The sequence below is a fragment of the Parashewanella spongiae genome (assembly GCF_004358345.1).
Taxonomy (GTDB): domain Bacteria; phylum Pseudomonadota; class Gammaproteobacteria; order Enterobacterales; family Shewanellaceae; genus Parashewanella; species Parashewanella spongiae.
This window is the reverse complement of the sequence record NZ_CP037952.1, coordinates 3238854-3263987: the sequence shown is the minus strand read 5'-3', so window position 1 is coordinate 3263987 and position 25134 is coordinate 3238854. Positions and strand designations below refer to the sequence as shown.

Genomic DNA, 25134 nt, shown 5'->3' with positions numbered 1-25134 from the left:
TACAGATGAACCTATCGATTTATAGAGTAATAATCTTCTTTATTTTCTCTTTGTCTATTTTTACTGTGACAAAAGCTCATGCCTTAGAAGAAGATCACCCAGCAGTTTCACGCTATAAAGACTCGATGCTTGAAAACAGCGGTGTCATTCATTACAAAAAGATATTGGTACCGGTTAGTGTAGTACCTGGCACCGAAGATACTAAATTAATTGAAGTTATCGGAAAAATCACGGCTCATGGCTATAGTCTTAAAAAGAATAAGTCTACGCTTGAAGTTGGTCTGAACTATAAGCAAGTAGTAGAAAAATTAGGTGCTGAGTTGCTGGTTGATTGTGTTGGTGTTCTTTGCGGTTATCAACCATTGTATTTTTATTGGCAGAGTTGGGCTAATTATAATAGTTCGGTTGCAGATGACAATGATGACAATACTCGTTTTTTAGTGGCTAAGCAGCCCACTGAAAAAGGAGATGTTTATTATCAATGGATTATTACCGACGTTTATGATGGCGAAATTGGAATCGAACAAACCATTGTTGAACCAGAAGCATTACTTTTAGATCAGGTTAGTGTTAATCGCAATATATCGATACAAGCAGAACAAACCGGCTTAAAAGCTGATAGAGAAGATACTGAGGGCAGTCAAGATCATCCCGTTATAAGTCGGTATCAAGGGGCTTATATTACAGACTATAGACAACGGGAATTTGAAAAGGTGTATATTCCTACTGGAGTTGCGATTAATGACGTTACTCCAACTATTACCGTAGAGGGAAAAGGCACAACCATTGGTTATAACCTAAGTAATAGTCAGTCTACACTTCAGATTTATAAAAATTATTTAACGGCGTTAAAAGCTGCTGACTTTGAGATTCTATTCACTTGTAGTTTAGCATCTTGTGGGCATGATTTACTTGATGATTTATACACTTCAGAAGCGAATAAATTTCGTTTTCATCCTGTTAAAACAAATAATTACCCAGATAGCGATTTTAGATTTATTAGCGCCAAATTAACTGTTTCTGGTAAAAACATTTTCTTGTTAGTGGCTATAGAAGGTGCGCTAACCAGTAATGATATTAATAAAATTGTCGTTGATATTGTTGAACAAAGTGAAATGAGCACGGCTAGAGTGACGATAGATCCACAATACTTAAATGATGAAATTGAGCAAAAAGGTCGGGTTGTATTGCATGGGCTTAACTTTGCTTTTAACAAGTCGGAATTACTGCCTTCGTCTACAGCATCCTTGACAGCGATAACAGAGTACCTTGAATTGCATCCTAAGCAACAATTTTATGTTGTAGGGCATACAGATAATGTAGGTACTTATGAGATTAATACCCAATTATCTAAAGCGCGAGCCCAAAATGTCATAAAAGAATTAACGGCATTGAAGGTTGAAGCGTCACGACTAATAGCTATTGGTGTCGGCCCGGCGGCTCCTAAGGCCGCTAATAACAGTGATGCGAATAAGGAAAATAACAGGCGAGTAGAACTAGTTTTGCGCTAAAAATGATTATGTACAGAAATGAAATTTATATATGAGTATAAAATGAAATGTGTTCGATTAAGCAATCAAAACGGGAGGTTAATAGCACAAGTTTTTATTGCAAATACGCCGTGGTTAAGGCTCAGGGGATTGTTAGGTCGGCCATCACTAAACAATGATCAAGCTATGTTGATCTCCCCTTGCTATTCGGTACATACAATTGGCATGAGATATAGCCTCGATATTGTTTATCTCAATAGTCAAAATCAAGTATTGAGAATAAAGAAAAACCTAAAACCTTTCCGAGCTAGTGCGTGTAAAGGGGCGGCTAAAGTACTAGAACTCGCTGCAGGTGGTATTAAGAACAAAAATATAAATATAGGAGATATATTGTGAGCTTACGGCAGCATAGCGTGAAAAACTAAATTATTTCAGGTACAGCTAGACCTAGGCGATTAGCCCAAGTCCATTTTTTACAGCTATATTATTTTTCAGTGCCGACTGTTTCTCGATAATTCCACGGTAGGTATTCTTCAGGATTGGTTTTCACTTTATCCTTCTCTCTCTGTAAAAATGTGAAATACTCAAACACATTGATGCCAGCTTCACTTGCTGTTGCAATCATTGACGTGATGACATCACCAATCGTAGCGCCAAGTAACGTCTTATGGAACATCGCATTTTTTCGGTCACGAACGATGATTTTTAACATGGCTTCGATACGGTTATTATCGATGTATACACCTTCGTAGTGGCAAAAATAGCTCAAGCCAACATAATGTTTGACAAAATATCGCATCGCCTTACCTAAACCACTATTCTCTTCAACTGTTTCATCGTTAAGGTGTGTTGTACACCACTGCTTGATGGTTTTCATTACAGGCAACGAATGTTGCTGATGGTAACTCAGCCTTTCTGTTGCCGTAAACTTTTGCTCTTTAGTGTGCTGCTCGTAAGCCCAAATTTCACCATAACGTGTCAGTACGTGCTCGACTTCATCGGGGAAATGGTTAATGACATCAACAAATTGTCGTCTGGCATGACTGTTACACAATGACAGCAGACATTCTCTTACCGTAGGGCGATTACTGACCAGAGCGTCACTCATCATTATCGGCCTAGATTGATGAGTACCGCGTTTGTGCAACAGGCTATCGATGAATTCGCCAGCATGACCAATATTAGTTTCAAACAACACGATACTATCATTGGCTTGAGTGGTCGCAATAACACCTGATGTGTACACGCCGCTGCGCATTTGTGTCTTGTCACTGTTACGCACCGGTTTTTCTATTGGCGTAGCATCCAAAATTCGGTGAGTCGTGTCATCGAGATAATAATGCTTCGCATCGGCCGCGAGGTTAACCAACATTTGATAAACAGGGTAAATATCATTGGCCACATATTCAACTTGGTCAAACACAGTAGACGCAGTGATTTTGACACCAAGCAGCTTTTGAATGCTCCCTTGGCGATAAAACGGCAACCCGGCAAAATACTTGTGTATGGCCATTAATGACCGAGCTGAGTAGCCGTATTTTTGTTGCTCGCTCCCGTCGGCTAACACTTCAACTGGCAAAGCGGCGGTAGCGTAAGCGCCACAAGCATTACAGCGAAAGCGCTCCATGACATGCTGCTCTGGCTTAAACGGACTTTGCCCTGTGATACGCAGTAAACTGCCTGGGTCGGTTTTGTACATTTTACCCATGTGGCACTCTAGGCAGTTATCACCTTTTTTCACATCTGTACTCTGATGCACTATCACAACTGGCTTAGCGGGAGTGAAATCTTCACCGCTCTCTTTGGGTTTACGATTTTTACCCGCAGTGTGTTTACCGCTTCCTTTATTGCTTTTACTGACACGAGACAAGGCTTCTGAAGACTTTTCAATGCCAAGTAACTTACGCAATTTGTGCACGGTGACATCGTGATTGGTTAATCGTTGCTGCATCGTCGATAACGTCACTAAGGCATCAAGTAACAACTGACAATCTTCTGGAGACAGTGCTAATTCATGCTCTTTGGCTTCAGTAACACGAACTATCAGTGCTTCCAGCGCGTTGTGGTCGATATCAGTAAACGGTTTACTCATTAAAGGACAGTCCAGCTTAGGCGAATAGGAAAAATGAATTCGGCGGGCAGTATGATCCGATAAATAAAATAATCAACCGGTAAGTGCGATTTATTTCAATCGACTTGAAGATAAATAAGGTTCACCACTCAGTAATTGCCGTAATTGTGCCGCAGCCATCGGTTGCATAACGCCATGATGACGTGGCCATCCATGAAATTTTCCTTTTGATAACCGTTTGGTCATCAGCCAAAAGCCATTATGCTCATAAGTGAGGGCTCGTATCATGGTTTTGTTGCGATTAATGAAGACGAATATCGAGCCTGAACGCGGATTACTCGACAAGCGCTGTTGGCACACGGCCGCCAGTCCATCGATACTACAGCGAAAATCAGCAGGCTGAGTCGCAATGAAGATACGACTGTTGGAAGTTAAATAGATCATGATTTCATTGCCCCGATGAGGGCGCAAATAAAGTGAACATCCAACACCTTGTATATGAATATTGTCGCCATTAGATAGATTCAACTCAAGTTTTACTGGGGAATTGGGCTTGATGACCTCAGGTAAGTTGGGTAATTCAATGAAGTCTGTAATGGACTCTGCCGAGTTTGATACCTGGCACCATTGTTTAAATTGAGAGCCACTGATACGTAAAGCGGTGCAAATTTGTGATGATGAGTAATGCTCTAGCAATGAAATAGCTTGCTCGCGGAGAGTGTTTGGTATTTTAGTTCCGCGACTCGGCTTATTTATGCGCCAATGGGCGAAGACTGTGGCGACGCGAGTTAATGGCTCTATATTTGGCATGATGGGCTCCGATAATTAATCTGCCATCATTACATCAAATTATTGGGTTAAAGTTGCACTATGCTGCCGTAAACTCACGATATATTGTCGTGGCAGGGCGAGTGTTAGGGCATGTTGATCTTTTTTGTTTATTTTGGCAGCGATAAATTAGTTTAATGGCGTTTATCACTGTGTCTTTATGTATATTCAACACTCTTTCTGTATCTCTAATTCCACTGCCATTTAAAACCATATCAATGACTTTTTTCCTTCATACCATCTTCCCAAGCGTGCTTAACATAATGAGACTGAAATGTTTTTTTTGGGGCAGTCTGGATTAGTACACAAATATCTTTGCTGTCCTTTTGGGCTTTTACCTGCCTTAGATATGGAGACACCGTGGCAATGAGGACATTGAACATCTATAGCAGACATTGAACAGAGCAATCTCAAAAAAATCTATTTAATTTAAATGTAATATTTTCAATAGCTTGATAAAATGTCACTTCAAAATTGAGGTGAATATGAAACTAAAAATCAAACGGTTAGACCATCATGATATTGTTGCAGGTGTTATTGAAGACTTAAAAATCGTCAGTCTTTTAGATCAGTCCCACGTTCCGCACCTGTATTCGATTGAAAAATAATTAAATTTAAATGGATAAAACAAATGGAACTTCATTCTATATAAAATACAAATTTCAACTATTTGAAAATAAATAGGAGTTTTAATAAATCGTAAGTTATTGATATTTGAGGTTGGTTATTAACCTGTTGAAATTTTAATGTTTTTATTTGATTTAAAAGGTGCGGAATGTGGGTTCAGTATCTCCCTCAAGATGAAAAACAAGAAATCACCCTTGAAGAAGCCGTTAAGGGGATGATAATGAACGGATTAGTTTTTGCTAACCGGCCTTTATCGCTTAGCCCTCAATTTTTCACTAACTTACCACTCGAACATTTATTCCGTGAAGGAGTTGAAGCTTCACATTTTAATCGTCACAAATTAGGGCGAACACTCGATCAGTGTTCAGACTTTGGTTGTGAAAGCTTATTCTCATTAGTCTCAGCTCAAGCTTGTGAGTTTGAGCAACTTTCAATTCCTTGACACAACGAGTCACTCATTAACTGGTGAGTACGATGTTGACGATAAAAATACCGATGAAAATGTTATTACTATTACTCATGGATACAGTAAAGCTCACCGCCCAGATTTAAAACAAGTTGTCCAAGAAGTCATTGTTAGCCAAGATGGAGGTATTCTTCTGGCGTGTAAAAATTGGGATGGCAATAGCGCCGACACCGCTATTTTTAAAGCGCGAAGCAAAACACTTGTTGATGTTTTTAAAAAGAGCCCTTCACCAAAATATCTTGTTGCTGACAGTAAGCTTTATCATGAAAAAAATGCTGAGTTTTTAACTAAGATTAAATTTCTAACGTTGGTTCCATCAACTATATCTCTTGAAAAGTCACTCGTTTCCAATGCCATTAACACTAATCAATGGACTGAAATAGATGATAATTACCAATACGTTGTTAATGACGTCGAGCATATGGAAATAAAGCAAAGATGGGTGGTTATATATTCTAATGCCGCTAATTACAGAGCGAAAAAGAGCATTGTGAGACAAGTTGAACGGGCAAAACTGAGAATTGATAAAGAGTTGTTTCATTTACAAGCTCAACGTTTTGCTTGCCAAACAGATGCACAAAGAGCGTTAGATAAGATAACAAAAAAAATGAAGTATCATCAGCTAGCAGGAAAAAATGTTATCGAGCATAAAATATATGAAGGTAAAGGTCGGCCAAAGAAAGATGCTCCAGTGAAACGCATTGAATGGCAAATAACGGCTGAGATAGCAGAAAATGAAGACAAAATTAATGACGCAGTAGAGCAAAAATCATGCTTTGTTTTAGCGACAAATATTGATAAAGAAACATTGTCGCCCGAAGAGTTACTTAAACATTACAAAGCTCAGTCTGAAGTAGAAAAAGGCTTCCGTTTTTTAAAAGATCCCTTGTTTTTCGTTTCTTCATTATTTATCAAAAAGCCAAGTAGAATCGATGCTCTGTTGATGGTGATGACACTCTCACTCTTCTTGGTGTACTCAATTGCTCAAAGGAGAATGAGAGCAAACATGAAAAAGCTAAAAGCGACGATACCAAATCAAATTAATCAAGAAACCTCTAATCCTACACTGCGTTGGGTATTTCAGTGTTTTGAAGGAATAAATTTACTTCAGTGTGACAATGAAGCTCGCCTAGACGGCTTTGATGAGCTAAGGGAAAAAATAGTAAAGCTAATTGGAGGTCACACATTGAAACTGTATAAAATCAAAAAAGTGACCTAGGGGGCTGATCAATGTCTGATTAAACCAATAGAAAACTCGATGGCTTTTAGTTTGATGACGGAAGGAACAAGGTGAACAAGTTGGTTTTAGAGTGATTACAGATAAAGCCACATTCGCCTACCTTGCAGACGTATTTATCATCCTAAATAAAACGGTTGGGGGTTCATATACGCAGAGAAAATTAATGATAGCAAGGCATGAATAGCAGCAAGTAGTGGTTACCGACATACAAAACTGTCGTTACTTCGTTTTTACTTGCAAAATTTATAACGCAGCTAGCGGTGATTTTGGCAAGTATATGAATGTTCAGCACTCACCTGATGGGTGAATTCGGGTTGTTTAACTTTGTATTTAACTTCAATAAATTAAAGCTTAATTGTGCATTCAACCGATTTATTTAGGATCATAGAAGCACACAGAGGTTTAGGCTGAGCAAATGGCTCATATCTGTTATTCTTAAACACTTTGACTTGCAAGGATTACGACGCATGATGCTTGCAACAAAAGATGCACATTCACTCTATGAAATGTTTGGTTTCAACCCCGTCCCAACTACAGTAGATAATTTATTACTACCATTTTTTCGGTATTAAAGCTTCATCCCAATATATATCACATTGAAAATGTTTTATTAAATACTCATTAAACTCAGTAAAGCTGTTGATATACTCTTCACTGTCTGACAAACAAGAGTAAGTGAATCGATAACAATTATTTTTCAGCAAATCATAATCCCTATATTGATACACTAATTCTTTCCCTCTATTAGCCGCTATCAAATCAAACAAAACTTTCCCATTTGCTTGAGTTGCCACATATATTTTTTCACCACTGCGATCTTTTAAAAAGCGCTCAGGTGAAACAACTCGCACTAAACCCGAACCATGCAGTTCAACAATAGCCCCGTCGATCCAAATACCAGTGTGTAAGATAACGCCATACACATGGCAACACACTATGCTTCCGTTTTTTAATTTCGCTTTTCTGGCACCTTTATTCAGCAAACTCGGGGTAAGCTTCAGACTCGGTTTTTTTTCAGTTTTAGATAATGGTCTTAGTCTATGAAGTTCAACGTTTTTTCTTTGATTGTTTTTTTCAGCTAACAGAAGAGCACTAAAAATGGCTCCTCCTATCCAGACTACAGGTAGAGGCATAAGATTATCCTATTAAGTTGATTAATATCAACTTAATAGGCATTACTGAGAAATGACAGGTTCTAAATGTAACCAAAAATTATGGGGGCTCAGCCTAAATAATGTGAAGATATAAGGAGAAAGTTCCGTTGTTTCAAAAAGTTAGGAATATGTAAAGGTAATATGTCCATTTAGTTCTTTCTAAATGATGTTAGCTAAAATTTCAAATTCAAAAAAATGCCGGATTTTGTTGTTTTAACCTTAAAAATAAGCTTAAAACTAGATGTTTTTACCGAAATGGCGACTAAGTGGTTTTAAAGGTGAAAGCCATTTACAGGTATTTTTATTTGTTCGCTTACAGAAAATCAATAAGTTAAAAAACTAACATCAATTAGGCTGAACACCCAAAATTATGGTGAGAATCACTTAATGTTGCTCAAATAACGAACTAACCCAGCTAATTCCTGCGCAGAGCGATTACCCGGATTAACTTCATATTTTCCATTTATTAATAGGCTTGGAACACCCCTAATTTCTGCCAGTTGAACTTTGGTTTCATAGTTTGATAAAACCGCTTGCTTATCACTACTGTTGTAAGCTTTATCAAACTGTTCAGCTGTGACACCCTGTTTCATAAAAAAGGTTTTTAGTTGCCCTGAAGTAGTGAACGGCCCACCTTCTTCATGAATACGATGAAAAATCTTGCTATGAACTTGCTTATAAATTTTTATTTTTTTTGCTACAAAAAATGCTTCCTGTGCAAGGATCCAGCTCGATCTACCAGCCCCAACCGGTGTACGAGTAAAAGTGACATCTCCTTGAAGCAGTTCAGCCATTTTATTCATTGTTGAGTCTTCGTTATAACAATGAGGACAATTATATGAAAAAAACTCTCTAACTATGGGCTGTTGAAGCTCTGGGATGCCCGTCACCTCAATGTAGTCTTTCCCTTTTATATAGTCAGCCGCTGATGCACTTCCAATCATTACATAAAAAATTATAAATACTATTTTACATGCTGCTTTAATCACGTTGTTACCTCACAAAAATGAAACAAGTTAATTCGTATCTTTTATGGCATCGTATAAATTCTGGTATTTATACGAAAAATTCAATTCATTACATAACCTTAACCCATTTACCGTTTTTGCTGGTAAATTATCACTGACAAATTCAGGTGACGGTAAGCTAAGTGCCATTGACGCTTTGGAATAAAAATCACTCTTTGTGGGATGGTGTGGTGTACACAAGTTATAAATAGGGCTCACTTTTTCTGCCGAAATAATGGCTAAAATTGCTCTGATACAGTCGGAAAGATGAACCAAGTTAACAGGGTTATTTCCACCAGCAACGGCTTTTCGCCCAGCTAAAAATCTTCCCGGTGCCCTTGAGGGACCTATCAAACCCGCAAAGCGCACGACGCAAACATTTGAATAGTTCAAAAATAATTTTTCAGCTTGAAGTAAAGTAGTGCTTGATTCCGAATGCTCACAAGCACTCTCCTCTTGCATATCCATACCTAGAGAAGGATAAACTCCTGTACTACTAATAAAGATCACTCTTTTGTAATTATCTATATTAGTCAGTGATTTTAAAGCGTTTAGTTTCTCTAAATAGTTTTGATTTTTATGTTTAAGCTTAGGAGGTATATTTATAATCAAATAATCTGACTGTAAATGTTCTCGAATTATAGCGAGTTCATTATCATTAAAGGATTGAAGCTTCACTCGCTCCGATAAATCCAGCTGAAATGGTTTTACGCCTAAATTTTTTAGCAGTGGTAATTTCTCACTTTTACGATAGCTCCCCTTTACGCTGTAATCATGATTGAGTAAGTCAACAGCCATCGGTAAACCAAACCAACCACAACCTACAATAGTGACACTTTTCATTTTTAACCTTAACATCAAATTTATTGAATAACCCATTAAAAAAACAATAACTTTTAACTTTGATCGCGGCACCGTATAGCAGAACTTATGTCTAACTTAAGAGAATCAGTTTAACGAGTTTTATCCAAAAATAAGCAAAGAAAATGCTTATCAATGATTAATTATCACTGAAGTTGACTAAGCAGAACCAGCAGTAAAGTAAAAACTGATTGGAGAGTAAGCTTTTAAAGTGTTAGCAACTGTTTCTTTTAAATCATCAATGGTTATCACTTTTTTAATCGACAAATTCTCTTGGGAAAGTAATCGTAGTTTTGCGTGATTTCCTTCAACATCGCAGGTTAACACGTTTGGCTGTTTAACACTTTCAGTTGTGATCATGACTTTACCAAAACTATCGTCTGATAATTGAACCAGTGTTCCTGGTGGGTATATCCCCATAATTTTAACTAACGAAGAAATTAATTTAGCAGAGTGTCGACTTGCTCCATTCTTAAACATATGGCCCAAGGCAATTTGCGGTGTGGGGAATCTTTGATCAGCGAGCAAATTGTCAAATTCGTTAGCTAGGCTGACAATTTGAGACGGAAGTGAAATTTGCTTCCCTTTTAGCCCCTTAGGATAACCTGAGCCATCCATGTACTCATGATGTTGTTCAACAATTTTTAAAGCAACATCAGAGAGATGGCCCGTTTCGGAGAGAACATTAACGCCGTAGTTTGGGTGAAGATTGAAAAAGTTACGCTCACTTTGTGTAAGCTCACCTTTTTTACGTAGAATAGAGTCTGGCACCTTAAACTTTCCGTAATCATGCATCAGACTACCTAGAGCAATATCACGTAAAAGATCATTATCAAGCTGAAGTGAACGCCCTATCATCATTGAGATAACTGTGACCGAAACACAATGTTGAGTAACACTGACACTCCCATCAAAACTCTCAACAAGCGTTAAGTATGGTTGCTTGACTTCAAGCATATGCTCAACCAAATGTTCAACCATCGCCGCTGATAATCTGTAAGCACCTTCTGGATCAGTAACAACTTTGCTGTGAACGGTCTTATTATCTACAACACTTTGATTAAAACGATTTTGACTTAATCTCACTGACTTTTTCAATAACAAGCTTTCATCAATAGCAACAGAAACAGGTTCTTTTTCTGCCGATTTATCGTCCGCAGTGGAAGGCTCAAGTTCTTGTTCTTCTTCAAGCTCTCCAGATAAGAGTAAAACATAAGGAACGCCTAACCCTTTGATCATCTCGATTTCAGTGGCAGATTTTAATAATACTCGATTGCGTAAAAAAGGATGATTAGTCCATGACAAAGGCAACTTTACTGTCTGGCCAATTTTTAGCTTGGATACAGGTAATTTAACTGATGTTTTTGCCCCCAAAATAACCAAATCCTTTTAATTTTTTATTAATTACCCGTCTACTACTGATTATTGCAGTTAAATTAAACGGTTGCCACACGGAGAAACAATAAAGACGATTTTTCTAATTCAAAACTTGTTTCTAGTCTAAAATATGAGCCCACAAACGAAAGCACGTGACAATTAACTAATAAAGGCAATCGACCTACAATGCGTTGGTTAATCTAACAGTCAGGTAAATGCGTAAACGTTTTTCGGGCAAAACCCGTAGACTTTATAGTTCGTCATTTACGTAAAAACGGGAATCCATTGTTTTTGGTATTCAAATATAAGACGCTAGATCCCCACGTTCGTGGGAATGACGAAATTATCACATGGAGTTGTGCATATATCACTCACTCCTGCGGTTTCCCTGATCTAACAATAAGCTTTAAATTACTCAGTTTTCTTATCTCTATCTATTGTCCAACCTTGAGAGTAATACTTTAAATGTTTCGATTTCAACAAGTAAATAATACCCCAAAATAAAATCAAAATTTCAATGGCGTAAATCCAACTAAATTGATAATCGATATGAGATAACCTAATAACAATTAACGCGAATTCTGTAGAAACTGAAGCAAAAAGCAACAATTTTAATTTAGAGAATACAGGTATAAGCCAAAGAGGTTTTCCTCTTCGTTCTACTGTTACCAAAAAATATATACCTAACCCAATGCTTCCAACAATAATCGAAGCAATAAAATCATCTTTCAAAGGGTAAAATAGCTTTACAAGACCATCTCGCTGACCTGCTTGTGTAAGAGATAAAATAAACACACACCAACCACGAGCTAAAAAGATTAAAATTAAATACAAAAACAAAGGTGGTTTGATTCGACCTTTGTCGTCAAGCCACCTAATATTCGAAAAACTCAGCATAACACTCCAGTCAAACTTTTTTATCTTATGAAATTACAACAGCCATAAGTACTGGATACAATACTTAGTAAAGTAGATATGTAGGCAACTTATCGTTTTTCAATCTAGAAGCACTGTAACTTTTTAAAAAGAAGCTCAATCAACGAATAAACTGAGCTTCAGTGAAGTTAATAAGGTTGCAGTGAAGTTAAAAGGTTAGGAGTAGATTGTAGGAATAGGACAACGCTTGTGCTGAGTGCGCTGATAAATAGAAATTAGCTGTTGCTCAACATCTTCAGGTACGGCTTTATTCTCTAGAAAATCATCAATTTGATCGTATGTTAAACCAAGGGCGATCTCATCCTCAAGTTGCGGTTTATTATCTTCTAAGTCCGCAGTCGGTGCTTTATTAACAAGCAATTCAGGTGCCCCTAGATGTGCCGCTAATTGTCGAACTTGACGCTTGTTCAACCCAAACAGAGGAGCAAGATCGCATGCTCCGTCACCCCATTTAGTGTAAAAACCTGTTAAATTTTCCGCACTATGATCGGTTCCAACAACAAGTCCATTAGTTAACCCTGCTATTTCATATTGAGAAACCATTCTAATGCGTGCTTTCACATTGCCTTTTACAAAATCAATATTTGCAGTTGGAACGATATCTAAACGGCTATTTTGTATTCCTGAAAGTACTTGTTCATGAACTGCATCAACACTTGAAGATACATTGACAACCACTGTATGTGACGGCTTTATGAAACCACAAGCAAGCATCGCTTCATCTTCATCTTTTTGTATTTTATAAGGTAAGCGAACTGCAACAAAACTGTAGTCGGCTTCATCTCGCTCGCTATTAAGGTCATTGATGGCTAATTGACACAAGCGTCCCGCTAGTGATGAATCAACTCCACCGCTAATCCCCAATACTAAACACTTACTATGAGCTTGGAGCAAAATAGATTTTATAAAATTAACTCGCCTATCGATCTCAAATTCTGGTTTTATCTCGGGTAATACCTTCATTTCGTCAAGAATCTGCTGCTTCACTTAACACTCCAGTCAATTTGATTTAATTGATAATTGCAAAAAAGTCGTGCCGAAATTTAACATTTAATGGACAACAAATGTAGTAGATGAACTTAATTTAAATTTAAAACAAACAATAATTCACTCAAATTTTTACCGTCACAAAGTACAAAGCTGAATGCATCTGCTATGCTTTGTTTAGCCTATGTTCAGGTAACTACAGTTAAACTATGCTTTTCAACCACTAACGTGGCATTAAAGGCTCAAAATACTGGAATAAATTAATGCGAATATTAGTCGTTGAAGATGACCCGCTATTATCTCACCATTTAAAAGTACAACTCAGTGAACTTGGTAATCAAGTTCAAGTTGCACTCAGTGCTAAAGAGGGACATTATCAAGCCATCAATTATCCAATTGATGTCGCGATTGTTGATTTAGGCTTGCCGGATCTTGACGGTATCAACCTTATCAAAAAGTTAAGAGACGACGGCTTAAAAGCACCGATCTTGATCCTTACAGCTCGATTACACTGGAAAGATAAAGTCGAAGGGCTGAATTCTGGTGCAGATGATTATTTAGTAAAACCATTTCAAAAAGAAGAGCTGATTGCACGACTTGATGCATTAGTCCGCCGTAGTGCAGGCTTTGTCAAACCGCTGATTACCAGTGGTGATTTAGAAATTGACCTCGCAGCCAAACGAGTGACACTCGGCGACGTTCCCGTTGATGTAACTGCATTTGAATATTTAATACTTGAGTATTTAATGCGCCATAATCATGAAGTAGTCACTAAACGTCGTCTGTTAGACGTGATTTACGCCGATCGTGAAGGTGATCCAAATACCATCGAGGTTATGGTCAGTCGATTAAGGAAAAAACTTTCAAGGAATGGATTAGACAACCCTATAAGCACGATTCGTGGTCAAGGGTATAAGTTCAACCAGCCATGCAGCTAAAATCAGCTATCCCTGTAAAGTCGAAATATAAGCAGAGTTTATTTATTCGGCTTTTTTTTAGCATCTCGGTAATCATTATCGCTCTTGGTATCAGCCTCGCTTGGTTAATAAACCAGTTGCATGCCCAACAAAACTATAATCGTCAAACCGAAGAGTTGATGATAGACATACCCGAAGCGATAAATCAGCTGAAAAAGAATACCGCGAACGATCAAATTAAAAATTTATCACCATCTAAAAACCCTATTGATTTTATCATGGTGAGCTGCGACGAAAATTACAATCAAACGTGGACATCTAAACTTGCAGAGCATAGAAACCTACAAGACACTTGTAGCCGATATAAACAAATCAGCGAGCAATCGCCACCGTATTACCAACATCTTTCAGATGGTCAGGATTACTTAATTTATTCTTTACCTATTGATACACAATCTGGGAAATATGAACTGCTCATACTTAAAGATGCTCACGGGTTTAGCAAAGAGTATCAGTTATTCAGTAAGCATACCTATGTAATGCTAATGCTTATTTTGACAATCACATTCATTTTATTACTCACTGGTACAATTTGGGCGATGCAACCATTTAGAAAAATGAGCAGTGAACTTAATCAAATGAGGCAAGGAAAAGCTCACAAACTTTCAAAAGACTACCCTTCTGAGTTTCATGGGGTTTCAGAAGCAATCAATCGTCTCATGCAGCAGTCGCATTCTCAACAACAACGTTATAAAAATACCATTGATGATTTAGCGCACAGTTTAAAAACACGACTTTCAGCAATAAAAGCACTGGTTGAAGATAAAGTAATACAAAAACAACAAATCCAAGATCAGGTGGTCGAGCTCGTATATCAAATGGACGATAAAGTTCAATATCATCTAAGACGGGCTCTAGTTGGCAAGAGTTCTCTAAAAGATGAAGTTACCGAAGCGGCACCTATCGTGAACGAATTAATTCCAACTTTACAAAAAATATATTTTGAAAAAGAAATACAAGTAACAGCTGACATTCCTAGTAAGGTGGCGTTTCCTGGTAGCAAAGACGATTTTATCGAGCTTTGCGGTAATATTTTAGAAAATGCTTTCCGTCTATGCCTTCGACAAATACACATTGAAATAGCTTCAGATGAACATGAAACTTTTCATTTAACCGTTGAAGATGATGGACCAGGAATTAGTGACGAAATTAAACAGACAATTATGGAAAGAGGTGTTCGCGCCGATACAAAACACCCCGGTAATGGTATTGGGTTAGCAATTTGTCAGGAAATTATACTCAGTTACTCAGGAAAAATTAGCATTGAAGAATCAAGATTTGGTGGCGCTAAAATAAAAACTTCCTTCCCTAAAAGCCACTATTAAGATAACGAAGCATAACGTCAAGAGGCTATTTCTACTGAAAAGTACCCATGATTTTTAGCTAAAAATGAACTCCGAAACTTGAGTGATAAAATCATCGTATTGCTCAAACAGTTAATCATATACTCAGTGTTCAACTGATGATTTACTGTGAAAATAGCCGCTAACACCTATTCCCAAGCCTGTTAGTGAAAGCATAAAAGTTAAAAATCACTTCGCCTTTAGCTTAGGTTGGAAATAATCTTCAAATCTCAGCGAATACAATTTTCATGGTGTAGGGTGATAGAAAAATAGTAGTCAAAGTAAACGCATATGACATCTATGCCTATCATGAACGTTTAGGTTAAAAATGAACCGTTGAAAATGCCCTGAAAGTTGCATCTTCAAGTATCACGGGGTGTATGTCGAAGTCATCGATGTTACTAGAAATTTTATAACCTTGCATTCATTGCACCTGATTATTTAGGGCAAACGGGTCAAAAATAAGCAATCAAATTTGATCGTTTGCCAAACTATAGCGATCGTGGTTTATAATAGTCTTTGCTTGTTAATTTCTATGAAAACTACGACAATCAGCGACTTTTTTGATGGCCTACCCGACCCTCGTATGTCACGAACTTTACATCATCCTCTGATTAACATTATAACCATTACTCTATGTGCGGTTATCTGTGGCTGCGATAATTTCAATGCTATTGAAGAATATGGGAAATCGAAGAAAAAATGGTTCGAAACTTTTTTAGATATGCCTCATGGCGTCCCAAGCCATGATACCTTTAACGATGTTCTCAACCGCTTATGCCCTAAGGCTTTTCATGCCACTTTTATAGCGTGGGCGCAACACCTTTGTACAATTGACGAAGATATCATTCCTCTTGATGGCAAGACACTGAGAAGAACTCTGGATAAAGTGAATGAAGTTCCAGCAATACATATCGTTAATGCTTGGTCAGTAAAAAATAATCTTTGCTTAGGGCAAATGAAAGTTGACGGTAAAAGCAACGAGATAACAGCCATTCCTAAGTTGTTAGAGCTCCTCGATATTAAAGGGGCAACCATTACCACTGATGCAATGGGTTGCCAGTTTAAAATTGCAGATAAAATCATTGAAAAAAAAGCTAATTATATTTTCGCCCTTAAAGGTAGCCAAGGTGAGTTCTTTGAAGATATCAAATTATTTTTAGATACAGAACTCGAGTCTAGATTTAAAAAAATTCACTACGATATGTTTGAGGAAGTCGATAAAGATCACGGTCGAATTGAACAAAGAAAAGTTTGGGTCACGTCTGACGTAGAGTGGCTCAGAAAACGCCATAGTAGATGGTCAAGCTTAAACAGCATTGTAGTCGTAGAATCTACTAGGGAACAAAAAGGGATAGAGAAGACCATGGAAAGACGCTATTACATCAGTAGTCATTTGAAACCTAAAGCTGAGTTTATCTCAAATGCAATACGTTCTCATTGGTTTGTTGAAAATAAGCTCCACTGGCAACTGGATGTAAGCTTTGATGAAGATTCATGTCGGTTAAGAAGTGGAAACGCAGCAGAGAACATGGCTATCATGAATAAAACAGCACTCAACATGCTGAAAAATGAGAAAACAGCAAAAGTAGGAATAAAAAGCAAACGTTTAAAAGCGGGCTGGGATGAAGAATATTTGATGAAGGTATTAACTGTGGGCAAACTGGCTGTCTAATTTAGACCCGTTTGCCCTACCTGATTATTGGCAATGTCACTACGTAAAAGCGAGAGAATTTTCAAGTAGTGATATTTGTTTTTCCAAAAACAGTAATCACGCAATGTTCCTTCGCACTTAAAGCCAAGTTTTTTAAGAATTGTAGTGAGGTGATAAAGTCTAATGCTGGGCAATAAAGCATCATGCTGTATGAACTGTAGTGTTTTGTTTTATAACTTATTTTCGTCCCAAAACCATTTAGAGGATTAAAGCAAAAATGCATTTAACATTATAATGTTATCGTTGTTCTATGATGTTCATTTTATGATGCGATCATACTAAAAAGTGTGCTCGCTAGTATCAAGTTAATGGCTAGACTCGCTCAATACTATCATTCCTGAGTTGAATTTATCCTCGATAAAATCAAGTCCAAATTCATCTTTAAGAAAACTTATCATTCCATTTTTTAAAATATTATTGCCATGGTATCCAGTTATGATCGATGTTATCTTGGGTTCATTGTTTTTTTTGTGGTAACAAAATAATAGTTTTGCGAAAACTAATGGAACACCTCGAATATGTGTTCCATCCCCTGAGTGTTCTTCGAAGATTTTATCCGTATGCAAATCGATACAATGATTCTTTAAGCCAACATTTTTTTTATATATTCCTTGTGTTATCCCTTTATCAATCATGCTTGCGAAAGTATCTTTTTCAAGCGGCGCAAGTTGAGCATGTATTTGTGAAGGGGTCCTCATGTTACATTTGTTCATTATTTTTTCTAAATACCATATTCCAATGTCAAATTCCTTTGCCTTAATACATACTTTAGTAAAGGCATTGTAAATGGCAACATTAGGCTTGATGCCCCACTGTTGCATTAAGCTGGCTGTAGCTGTATCGCCCAACACCAATGATTTGGCTTCTGCATTACGCCCCGCTTCAGCGCAGGCCGTCAGTAAGTTCAGGCAGGTAATTTGATTGGCTTTTAATGGCAAATGAGGTGCCATCAAGGGCTTATCACCACACACCAGTTGCCAAGCACTATCAAACTGGCCAGTTTTAGAGCATACCGTGATAAAAGCATTGTAAATGGCAACATTAGGCTTGATGCCCCACTGTTGCATTAAGCTGGTTGTAGCTGTATCGCCATCGCCCAACACCAATGATTTGGCTTCTGCATAACGCCCCGCTTCAGCGCAGGCCGTCAGCAAATTCATGCAGGTGATTTGACAGGCCTTTAATGACAAATGAGGTGCCATCACGGGCTTATCACCACACACCAGTTGCCAAGCACTATCAAACTGGCCAGTTTTAGCGCATACTGTGATAAAGGCGCTGTAAATGGCAACGATAGGCTCGATGCCCCATTGTTGCATTAAGCTGGCTGTAGCTGTAGCGCCCAACACCAATGATTTTGCTTCGGCATAATGCCCCGTTTCAGCGCAGGCCGTCAGCAAATTTATGCAGGTGATTGAATCAGCCTTTAGTGGTAAGTGAGGTGCCATCACGGGCTTATCACCACACACCAGTTGCCAAGCACTATCAAACTGGCCCGTTTTAGCGCATACCGTGATAAAGGTGCTGTATACGGCAACATCAGGTTTGATGCACCACTGTTTCATTAAGCTGGGTGTATCGCCATCGTCATCGCCCAACACTAATGATTTGGCTTCGGCATAACGTCCCGCTTCAGCGCAGGCCGTCAGCAAAATCGTGCAGGTGATTGAATCTGCCTTTAGTGGTAGATAAGGTGCCATCACAGGCTTATTACCACACACCAGTTGCCAAGCACTATCAAACTGGCCTGTTTTAGCGCATACCGTGATAAAGGCACTGTAAACGACAACATTAGGCTTGATGTCCCACTGCTGCATTAAGCTGGGTGTAGCTGTATCGCCCAAGACCAATGATTTGGCTTCTGCATAACGCCCCGTTTCAGCGCAGGCAGCTAGCAAATTCGTGCAGGTAATTTGATTGGCTTTTAATGGCAAATGAGGTGCCATCACGGGCTTATCACCACAAACCAGTTGCCAAGCACTATCAAACTGGCCAGTTTTAGCGCATACCGTGATAAAGGCGCTGTAAACGGCAATATTAGGCTTGATGCCCCATTGTTGTATAAAGCTGGCTGTATCTGTATCGCCATCGCCCAACACCAATGATTTGGCTTCTGCATAACGCCCCGTTTCAGCGCAGGCAGCCAGCAAATTCAGGCAGGTGATTTGATTGGCTTTTAATGGCAAATGAGGTGCCATCATGGGCTTATCACCACACACCAGTTGCCAAGCACTATCAAATTGGCCCGTTTTAGCGCATACCGTGATAAAGGCGCTGTAAATGGCAGCATCAGGTTTGATGCCCCATTGTTGCATTAAGCTGGCTTTAACTGTAGATGTATCGCCCAACACCAATGATTTGGCTTCTGTAAAACGCTCCATTTCAGCGCAGGCAGCCAGCAAATTCATGCAGGTGATTTGATTGGCTTTTAATGGCAAATGAGGTGCCATCAAGGGCTTATTACCACACACCAGTTGCCAAGCGCTATCAAATTGACCCGTTTTAGCGCATACCGTGATAAAGGCATTGTAAATGGCAATATTAGGCTTTATGCCCCATTGTTGCATTAAGCTGACTGTAGCTGTATCGCTCAACACTAATGATTTGGCTTCTGCATAACGGCCCGCTTCAGCGCAGGCCGTCAGTAAATTCATGCAGGTGACTTGATTGGCTTTTAATGGCAAATGAGGTGCCATCACGGGCTTATCACCACACACCAGTTGCCAAGCGCTATCGAATTGACCCGTTTTAGCGCATACCGTGATAAAGGCATTGTAAATGGCAATGTTAGGCTTGATGCACCATTGTTGCATTAAGCTGGTTGTTGCTGTATCGCCCAACACCAATGATTTGGCTTCTTTAAAATGCCCCGTTTCAGCGCAGGCTGTCAACAAGTTCGTACAGGTGATTTGATTGGCTTCTAATGGCAAATGAGGTGCCATCACAGGGCTATCACCACACACCAGTTGCCAAGCACTATCAAACTGGCCAGTTTTAGTGCATACCGTGATAAAGGCGCTGTAAACGGCAACATCAGCCTTGATGCCCCATTGTTGCATTAAGCTGGCTGTATCTGTATCGAAATCTCCCAACACCAATGATTTGGCTTCTGCATAACGCCCCGCTTCAGCGCAGACCGTCAGCAAATTTATGCAGGTGATTGAATCTGCCTTTAGTGGTAGATGAGGTGCCATCACGGGCTTATCACCACACACCAGTTGCCAAGCACTATCAAATTGGCCAGTTTTAGCGCATACCGTGATAAAAGCATTGTAAATGGCAATATCAGGCTTAATGTCCCATTGTTGCATTAAGCTGGCTTCAGCGGCATTGCCTAGCACCAATTTTTTGCCATCTGAAAAATTTAAATTTAACTTAATTAATTTCAGTAATAGTATGCATGTTTTCGTTTCATAGGACGATTTAAATCGTATTATGTCACTAAAAATACCATCGAAATTATATGAATAGCTGTCAGAAAACTCAGCGGCTTTGTGTAACAGTTTATGGATTAATCTTATATCCCATGATGTTTCCATGACCTGTTTGTCGTTTTTTAGGATGTGAATGATTTCAATAAGCTGTGAAAGTTTAGCGCAACCACCAATTAATGCATTTAACTCAATACCCAGTTGATTTTTGCTTTTCTGTTTTAGTTTCCAAGAGTGAATAAGCTCACAGGTCTGAGTAAAAAAGGGAGCAGGGGAGGAAGGTGGTTGCTGTATTTGCTTGGTATATTGAGCGCTCGGTTTTGGCGTAATGGAGCGGGGCTCAGTTGCAAAGCGTCGGCAAGCATTACTTGGCTTCTTACAATAATGAGCATCTTGTGTACGAGAGTTAAAGCGAGTCGACGATGATTTATTGTTGAAAAAATCATACAGCTTTTGTCTATTGGTTTTGCTTAATCTTTGATAACACTGTTGTAAGTTTTCATCACAATCAAACTTTGAAACCTCAAAATTCAGATATGATACGGCTTCGCTTGGGTATTCTTGGAGACTTTTGAGCATGAATCTATATATTGATTGTTGCTCAGCAGAAGTGCGCACTGTCGCCATCACATTACTCAATAAGTGAGTGAATTAACAAGCTAAGAAATAACGCACTGAAATGATAAATACAAAAATATTCAGCTTTAAGGCATTCTATAAATGTATAACAGAAAATTATCCACCACGCGGGGAGCAGTTTCGTAGCTCATAGCTGCACTTCAGACTCAAAAAATAATGAAATTGTGCGTAAATTGGTTCTGTCGGATAAGCGACACCTGTTACCAGATGTCGTTCTCCTAAGGACCCAGCGTGCAACTTTCACTGCACTGGACTCAAGCCTCCACTAAGGCATATTACGTTACCCAGTAACTTCACAATGCAGGCATGACAGGCTCAAACCAAGAGTTTCTGCTTTGCTTATTGAGTTTGCGCTCTTGTAAATAAGCGGTGTACTCAGGATTATAAGGCGTAGCAGCCCCTCTAATCTTTACATGTCTTTCAATTGGAGTTTTTGCTATTTCAACAAGGTTAAACGCACAATCCATATCCGCTATTTTCTGACGACCATGAAATCGTCAATAGCCATTTCGGTCTAGAAAATATTTCCTTGCAACCCATTACCGTCCTTTTGTAATGTGTTTTCTAACAGCCCATCTCCATAACGCTTGAAATAATTGATGTCCTACATAGTCAAAGACTTTCTTTGCAACGCAATGGCGATAATAATTTGCCCATCCTCTCAGCTTTGGATTCAACAACTTGATTAAATCGTTTACTGACATAGTTGCATGCTTTTTAATGAGTTGACGCAGATTTCTCAAAAATAACAGTGTATTGCGCTTGCTTGGTAGGGCAAGCGGGTCTAAATTAGACAGCCAGTTTGCCCACAGTTAATACCTTCATCAAATATTCTTCATCCCAGCCCGCTTTTAAACGTTTGCTTTTTTACCGTGTTCCGTATGTCACGCAATGTCAGGTTAGATGCCCACTATAGTGCGGAGAGATTTGTTGATCACGAAAGAACATTGGACAATTTCTTTGCCAACTCTCAATGCCTTTTGACCACAGCGTATTAACCACTTCCGCTGCTCTATCGCATAACGCACCTTGCATGGATTCACATATTTCATCATACTGACTACCTAGCACTTACCCGATTCATGTGGTTATCAGGAGGAACGTCCTCTCACGATTATTTTCCAGTCGAATCGACTTCGTTACATTGTCAGACTCGCTACTTTATTCAGAGTCCTAGGTTCAACCGGTGATACGGCAAGTTCACTCTAAGCGGTGAACAACGCTTCATACGACTTCACGTCGCACGTCCATAAACGTGTCAGAGGCATATATTTTCTACAGTGAAAGGGTCTCACCATTATCTAATAGTCTAAATCGCTCACCATTCTTTATAAGAAGCCCTTCGATATTCCTAAAAGGAATACTGGTTAAATAGTCTTGTGGATGCTTAACATCAATAGCAATTACTTTTCCGTCGTACAATGAATTAACTTTGCTTTGAATTGTGTGACCTACAACTACTGATTTCGCTTTTATCGATTTTAACCCTTGATCAATTTGTTGATGAGTCAGATCATCTTTAAAATACCCACGATACCATGCCAAGCCTGTTGTACTTGACCTTAAAAAGGATTCTTTTGACTCTTTCACTGGAGTAAAATAAAGCTGCCGATAGCCATTGCGAACAATATGATTAATATCATCTAGTGTATCTGAATGGTTTTGAATTTGTGGGTGTAAACCGCCATGCACGAATGCAACATCATTAATTACTTCGACAACATTTTTGGATGCTAACCAACGGCCTAAAAATGAATTATGATCGAATAATTGATACTGCTGTTTGCCAAGTATTCCTGCGATGTAGAAATACTTTTCATGAGCTGATTGGTAGTTTCCTTGTAGGCTTTTAATTTCGTGATTACCGATGATGTAATGTACTTTTCCTCCTAATTTTTTCGCAGATTGTTCTAACTGGTAAATACCCCAAAGCAACTGTGTTGTTGATGCTCCTCTATCAACAAAATCTCCTACTAATACCAAATGTCCTTTTCCAAACGTCCAGTTAAGTTGTTTATCAACAATGCCATGCGTGACTAAGAAGTCTCTAAAAGCACCAAAGCTACTTTCAAAGTCAGAAACAGCAATAATAGATTCACCATCATGATATCTAGATGATGGAACTTCAAATTCATTGCTAAGTGTTACTGAAAATTGACTTTCATCTTGTGGGAATGAGATTGGGAAACTAATAGGTGTAGTTGAATCATACGTTGTTGTTTCAACATAAAAACCATCATCTTGCCTTCCTCTTAATACCTTCTTTATCAGTTTATCATCATCAAAAAAGACATGAGTTTCACCACTTAATTTATACGCCAGCTTATCTTCATGTAATTTGGCATCAGCACCAATATTAATCCCAAACAGAATCAGTAAGGTGAGTAAAATAAAGAAAGTGAATCCGAAGTGCTTTAAATTAGTTAATAATAATTTCACGACTTAATCCTTGTCATCATTGGTTTAAACGAACACTTTTAGCAGCTGTGTAAGACGTTTTGTGAGATATAAAGTTACAAGCCCTGCGAGTAAAGATATTGGCACTAACCAAATCGCTGGAATTTCTTTTGAGTGATAGCTGTTATTGCTAAATGAAACAATGATGCTGTTTCCATGCTCTGCAATCCAAACTCCAAACTTAGATGGAACAATCAGTTTTGCTAATGCAGTTGCAATGAGCGATAGTCCTAAGCTACCTCCTAAAACAAAAATGAGATAATAAAAGCTCTTACTCATTTCCATTGTTATTTTCGTCATGGGCTTTAAACCTTTTGGTGGTGCAACACCAATATTAATGTGTTCAATGTACACTGATGCTAGTTCTTGAGGAGTGCCCAACCTACCCAAAACTACTTCGGTAGTATCATGATTATCTTCTTCCATCATGAGCGAATCATAAATATGGCTTTCGATCTCTTTTACAATTTCTTGTGCTTGAACTTTATTAATTCTTGAAAGATATATTTCAAGCTCTGATAGATATGTATGTATTAACTCGTTTCTTGCCATTGCTCTTTCCATGATTATTGTTATTGATCTAGAAGTGATTGAATATCATTTACTGATTTAAGCCATCTCATTTTTAAAGCGGTAAGCTTAGTTCTGCCAACGACTGATAATTGATAGTATTTCCTCGGCCTCTCATCACCTTCTTGAACCCAAAATCTCTCGACAACTTTGTCACGCTTCAATCGATCTAATAATGGATAAAGCGTTCCTTCCGTTATCTTCATTGTCTCGAATTCGTGCAACCTTTTAAGCAACTGAAGTCCAAACATCGGTTCACGGTTAAGCAATGCCAAAATAGACATTTCAAGCGTTCCTTTTCGAAATTGCACGTCTAATTTATTTTCTGAAGATTCCAAAATAGCCTCTTTTATGTATTACAAGTATACTATGTACTACAAGGTTAATTTGTAATACATAATAAGATGTAAAGCAAGTTCTTTTTTGAACAGATTTAAGTGAGTGGAAATTCGATAATTATACCAATTACAGTAATTAAATGCTCAACTCAGAGCTATGTATGCGCACAAAGTACAAACGAAATTGGTGAAAACATAGTTATTCTACGTTGAGATAATTTTGTGAAGTAATTTTTGCGCATATAAGCTCCCGAAGGGCAAGGCTAAAGGATTCCATTACTGCGTTGCACGTTCTTGAATTATCCCGATAGTATTCCGAACATGCGTCTTGTACCTGACATTGAGCACATCTATTAAAAACCCAAAATTAATAAATGGTTACTCATTTTTGCGTTGTGAAAATGTTAATATCGGTTAATTTAAAGTAAAATATAGATAAAAAGTGATTTCTTATTCAACCTTAACCACATAACTATTTCGTGTGCGCAATGTCGGTTGTACTGAAAACCTTTATCTCTTGCTGAGTGAGAGATTAATTACTGTAATTGGTATTATTTTTTAAGAAATTAAAGTCAGTGGATTAGGATTTATTTTAAACACGTTTTTGACCAGACTCATGAC

General features: G+C 38.3%; 19 protein-coding genes and 3 pseudogenes. 8 read left to right on the top strand and 14 right to left on the bottom strand.

Annotated elements, in window-relative coordinates; genetic code table 11:
• Positions 1–5: 5 nt before the first annotated feature.
• On the top strand, positions 6–1511 hold the full coding sequence (locus tag E2I05_RS12785) for an OmpA family protein (protein ID WP_165905584.1): 1506 nt from the start codon (positions 6–8) through the stop codon (positions 1509–1511).
• Positions 1512–1529: 18 nt separating this feature from the next.
• Complete coding sequence (locus tag E2I05_RS12780) at positions 1530–1886, top strand: DUF192 domain-containing protein (RefSeq protein ID WP_244935386.1); 357 nt, start codon at positions 1530–1532, stop codon at positions 1884–1886.
• Between the two features lie 88 nt (positions 1887–1974).
• On the opposite strand, the gene E2I05_RS12775 is transcribed toward E2I05_RS12780, so the two are convergent.
• The 3 genes and pseudogenes from E2I05_RS12775 to E2I05_RS23050 form a co-directional block, all read right to left on the bottom strand.
• Complete coding sequence (locus E2I05_RS12775) at positions 1975–3582, bottom strand: IS66 family transposase (RefSeq protein WP_133309504.1); 1608 nt, start codon at positions 3580–3582, stop codon at positions 1975–1977.
• A 90-nt stretch (positions 3583–3672) separates the two neighbouring features.
• Positions 3673–4371, bottom strand: coding sequence for an IS66 family insertion sequence element accessory protein TnpB (gene tnpB, locus E2I05_RS12770; RefSeq protein ID WP_133309683.1), 699 nt, complete (start codon positions 4369–4371; stop codon positions 3673–3675).
• Positions 4372–4522: 151 nt separating this feature from the next.
• A pseudogene (locus E2I05_RS23050) lies at positions 4523–4785 on the bottom strand (IS1/IS1595 family N-terminal zinc-binding domain-containing protein); the annotation flags it as partial.
• A gap of 89 nt (positions 4786–4874) precedes the next feature.
• Here E2I05_RS23050 and E2I05_RS22340 point away from each other — a divergent pair.
• The 3 genes and pseudogenes from E2I05_RS22340 to E2I05_RS23045 form a co-directional block, all read left to right on the top strand.
• Complete coding sequence (locus E2I05_RS22340; RefSeq protein WP_218939888.1) at positions 4875–4997, top strand: DUF4277 domain-containing protein; 123 nt, start codon at positions 4875–4877, stop codon at positions 4995–4997.
• A 176-nt stretch (positions 4998–5173) separates the two neighbouring features.
• A pseudogene (locus E2I05_RS12750) lies at positions 5174–6701 on the top strand (IS1634 family transposase); the annotation flags it as partial.
• A gap of 390 nt (positions 6702–7091) precedes the next feature.
• Positions 7092–7294, top strand: a pseudogene (locus tag E2I05_RS23045) (GNAT family N-acetyltransferase); the annotation flags it as partial.
• Here E2I05_RS23045 and E2I05_RS12735 read toward each other — a convergent pair.
• From E2I05_RS12735 to nadE, 6 genes are all read right to left on the bottom strand, one after another.
• Positions 7274–7855, bottom strand: coding sequence for a hypothetical protein (locus tag E2I05_RS12735; RefSeq protein WP_121854925.1), 582 nt, complete (start codon positions 7853–7855; stop codon positions 7274–7276). The pseudogene E2I05_RS23045 and the gene E2I05_RS12735 sit on opposite strands and share 21 nt — an antisense overlap.
• Positions 7856–8256: 401 nt before the next feature.
• Positions 8257–8865 carry a thiol:disulfide interchange protein DsbA/DsbL gene (locus E2I05_RS12730; RefSeq protein ID WP_243641149.1) on the bottom strand — a complete coding sequence of 203 codons (609 nt, stop codon included), beginning with the start codon at positions 8863–8865 and terminating at the stop codon, positions 8257–8259.
• 27 nt (positions 8866–8892) lie between these two features.
• Positions 8893–9726, bottom strand: coding sequence for an NAD-dependent epimerase/dehydratase family protein (locus E2I05_RS12725; protein ID WP_121854924.1), 834 nt, complete (start codon positions 9724–9726; stop codon positions 8893–8895).
• 177 nt (positions 9727–9903) lie between these two features.
• Positions 9904–11118 (bottom strand): cyclic di-GMP phosphodiesterase, encoded by a 1215-nt coding sequence (locus E2I05_RS12720; protein WP_121854923.1) that lies wholly within the window; start codon positions 11116–11118, stop codon positions 9904–9906.
• 414 nt (positions 11119–11532) lie between these two features.
• Positions 11533–12018 carry a DUF2919 domain-containing protein gene (locus E2I05_RS12715; RefSeq protein WP_165905563.1) on the bottom strand — a complete coding sequence of 162 codons (486 nt, stop codon included), beginning with the start codon at positions 12016–12018 and terminating at the stop codon, positions 11533–11535.
• Between the two features lie 195 nt (positions 12019–12213).
• Positions 12214–13044, bottom strand: a complete 831-nt coding sequence (gene nadE, locus E2I05_RS12710; RefSeq protein ID WP_121854922.1) for an ammonia-dependent NAD(+) synthetase — start codon at positions 13042–13044, stop codon at positions 12214–12216.
• A gap of 263 nt (positions 13045–13307) precedes the next feature.
• Here nadE and E2I05_RS12705 point away from each other — a divergent pair, with 263 nt between their 5' ends.
• From E2I05_RS12705 to E2I05_RS12695, 3 genes are all read left to right on the top strand, one after another.
• On the top strand, positions 13308–13982 hold the full coding sequence (locus E2I05_RS12705; protein WP_121854921.1) for a response regulator: 675 nt from the start codon (positions 13308–13310) through the stop codon (positions 13980–13982).
• Positions 13973–15346, top strand: a complete 1374-nt coding sequence (locus tag E2I05_RS12700) for an ATP-binding protein (RefSeq protein ID WP_121854920.1) — start codon at positions 13973–13975, stop codon at positions 15344–15346. The genes E2I05_RS12705 and E2I05_RS12700 overlap by 10 nt, the downstream gene beginning before the upstream one ends.
• Before the next feature lie 553 nt (positions 15347–15899).
• Positions 15900–17039: an ISAs1 family transposase gene (locus tag E2I05_RS12695; protein WP_133309433.1), complete on the top strand. Its 1140-nt coding sequence runs from the start codon at positions 15900–15902 to the stop codon at positions 17037–17039.
• Positions 17040–17383: 344 nt separating this feature from the next.
• On the opposite strand, the gene E2I05_RS12690 is transcribed toward E2I05_RS12695, so the two are convergent.
• The 5 genes from E2I05_RS12690 to E2I05_RS12670 all read right to left on the bottom strand — a co-directional run bounded on the left by E2I05_RS12690 (position 17384) and on the right by E2I05_RS12670 (position 24513).
• Entirely contained in the window at positions 17384–21136 is a 3753-nt protein-coding gene (locus E2I05_RS12690; RefSeq protein WP_121854982.1) for a pentatricopeptide repeat-containing protein, read from the bottom strand.
• 551 nt (positions 21137–21687) lie between these two features.
• A complete protein-coding gene (locus E2I05_RS22560; protein WP_279387045.1) occupies positions 21688–21891 on the bottom strand; it encodes a group II intron maturase-specific domain-containing protein in 204 nt (67 codons plus the stop codon).
• 532 nt (positions 21892–22423) lie between these two features.
• Positions 22424–23587, bottom strand: a complete 1164-nt coding sequence (locus tag E2I05_RS12680) for a metallophosphoesterase (protein ID WP_121854981.1) — start codon at positions 23585–23587, stop codon at positions 22424–22426.
• A 24-nt stretch (positions 23588–23611) separates the two neighbouring features.
• A complete protein-coding gene (locus E2I05_RS12675) occupies positions 23612–24169 on the bottom strand; it encodes an HAAS signaling domain-containing protein (RefSeq protein WP_133309681.1) in 558 nt (185 codons plus the stop codon).
• A gap of 8 nt (positions 24170–24177) precedes the next feature.
• Positions 24178–24513 carry a PadR family transcriptional regulator gene (locus E2I05_RS12670; RefSeq protein ID WP_207805328.1) on the bottom strand — a complete coding sequence of 112 codons (336 nt, stop codon included), beginning with the start codon at positions 24511–24513 and terminating at the stop codon, positions 24178–24180.
• Positions 24514–25134 lie beyond the last annotated feature (621 nt).

Bases quoted from the DNA above. Each gene is read 5' to 3' on its own strand.
- E2I05_RS12725 (WP_121854924.1), bottom strand. From the start codon at position 9,726: ATGAAAAGTGTCACTATTGTAGGTTGTGGTTGGTTTGGTTTACCGATG.
- tnpB (WP_133309683.1), bottom strand. From the start codon at position 4,371: ATGCCAAATATAGAGCCATTAACTCGCGTCGCCACAGTCTTCGCCCAT.
- E2I05_RS12780 (WP_244935386.1), top strand. From the start codon at position 1,530: ATGAAATTTATATATGAGTATAAAATGAAATGTGTTCGATTAAGCAAT.
- E2I05_RS12690 (WP_121854982.1), bottom strand. From the start codon at position 21,136: ATGGCGACAGTGCGCACTTCTGCTGAGCAACAATCAATATATAGATTC.
- E2I05_RS22340 (WP_218939888.1), top strand. From the start codon at position 4,875: ATGAAACTAAAAATCAAACGGTTAGACCATCATGATATTGTTGCAGGT.
- E2I05_RS12705 (WP_121854921.1), top strand. From the start codon at position 13,308: ATGCGAATATTAGTCGTTGAAGATGACCCGCTATTATCTCACCATTTA.
- E2I05_RS12735 (WP_121854925.1), bottom strand. From the start codon at position 7,855: ATGCCTCTACCTGTAGTCTGGATAGGAGGAGCCATTTTTAGTGCTCTT.
- E2I05_RS12695 (WP_133309433.1), top strand. From the start codon at position 15,900: ATGAAAACTACGACAATCAGCGACTTTTTTGATGGCCTACCCGACCCT.
- E2I05_RS12715 (WP_165905563.1), bottom strand. From the start codon at position 12,018: ATGCTGAGTTTTTCGAATATTAGGTGGCTTGACGACAAAGGTCGAATC.
- E2I05_RS12775 (WP_133309504.1), bottom strand. From the start codon at position 3,582: ATGAGTAAACCGTTTACTGATATCGACCACAACGCGCTGGAAGCACTG.
- E2I05_RS12785 (WP_165905584.1), top strand. From the start codon at position 6: ATGAACCTATCGATTTATAGAGTAATAATCTTCTTTATTTTCTCTTTG.
- E2I05_RS12675 (WP_133309681.1), bottom strand. From the start codon at position 24,169: ATGGAAAGAGCAATGGCAAGAAACGAGTTAATACATACATATCTATCA.
- E2I05_RS12700 (WP_121854920.1), top strand. From the start codon at position 13,973: ATGCAGCTAAAATCAGCTATCCCTGTAAAGTCGAAATATAAGCAGAGT.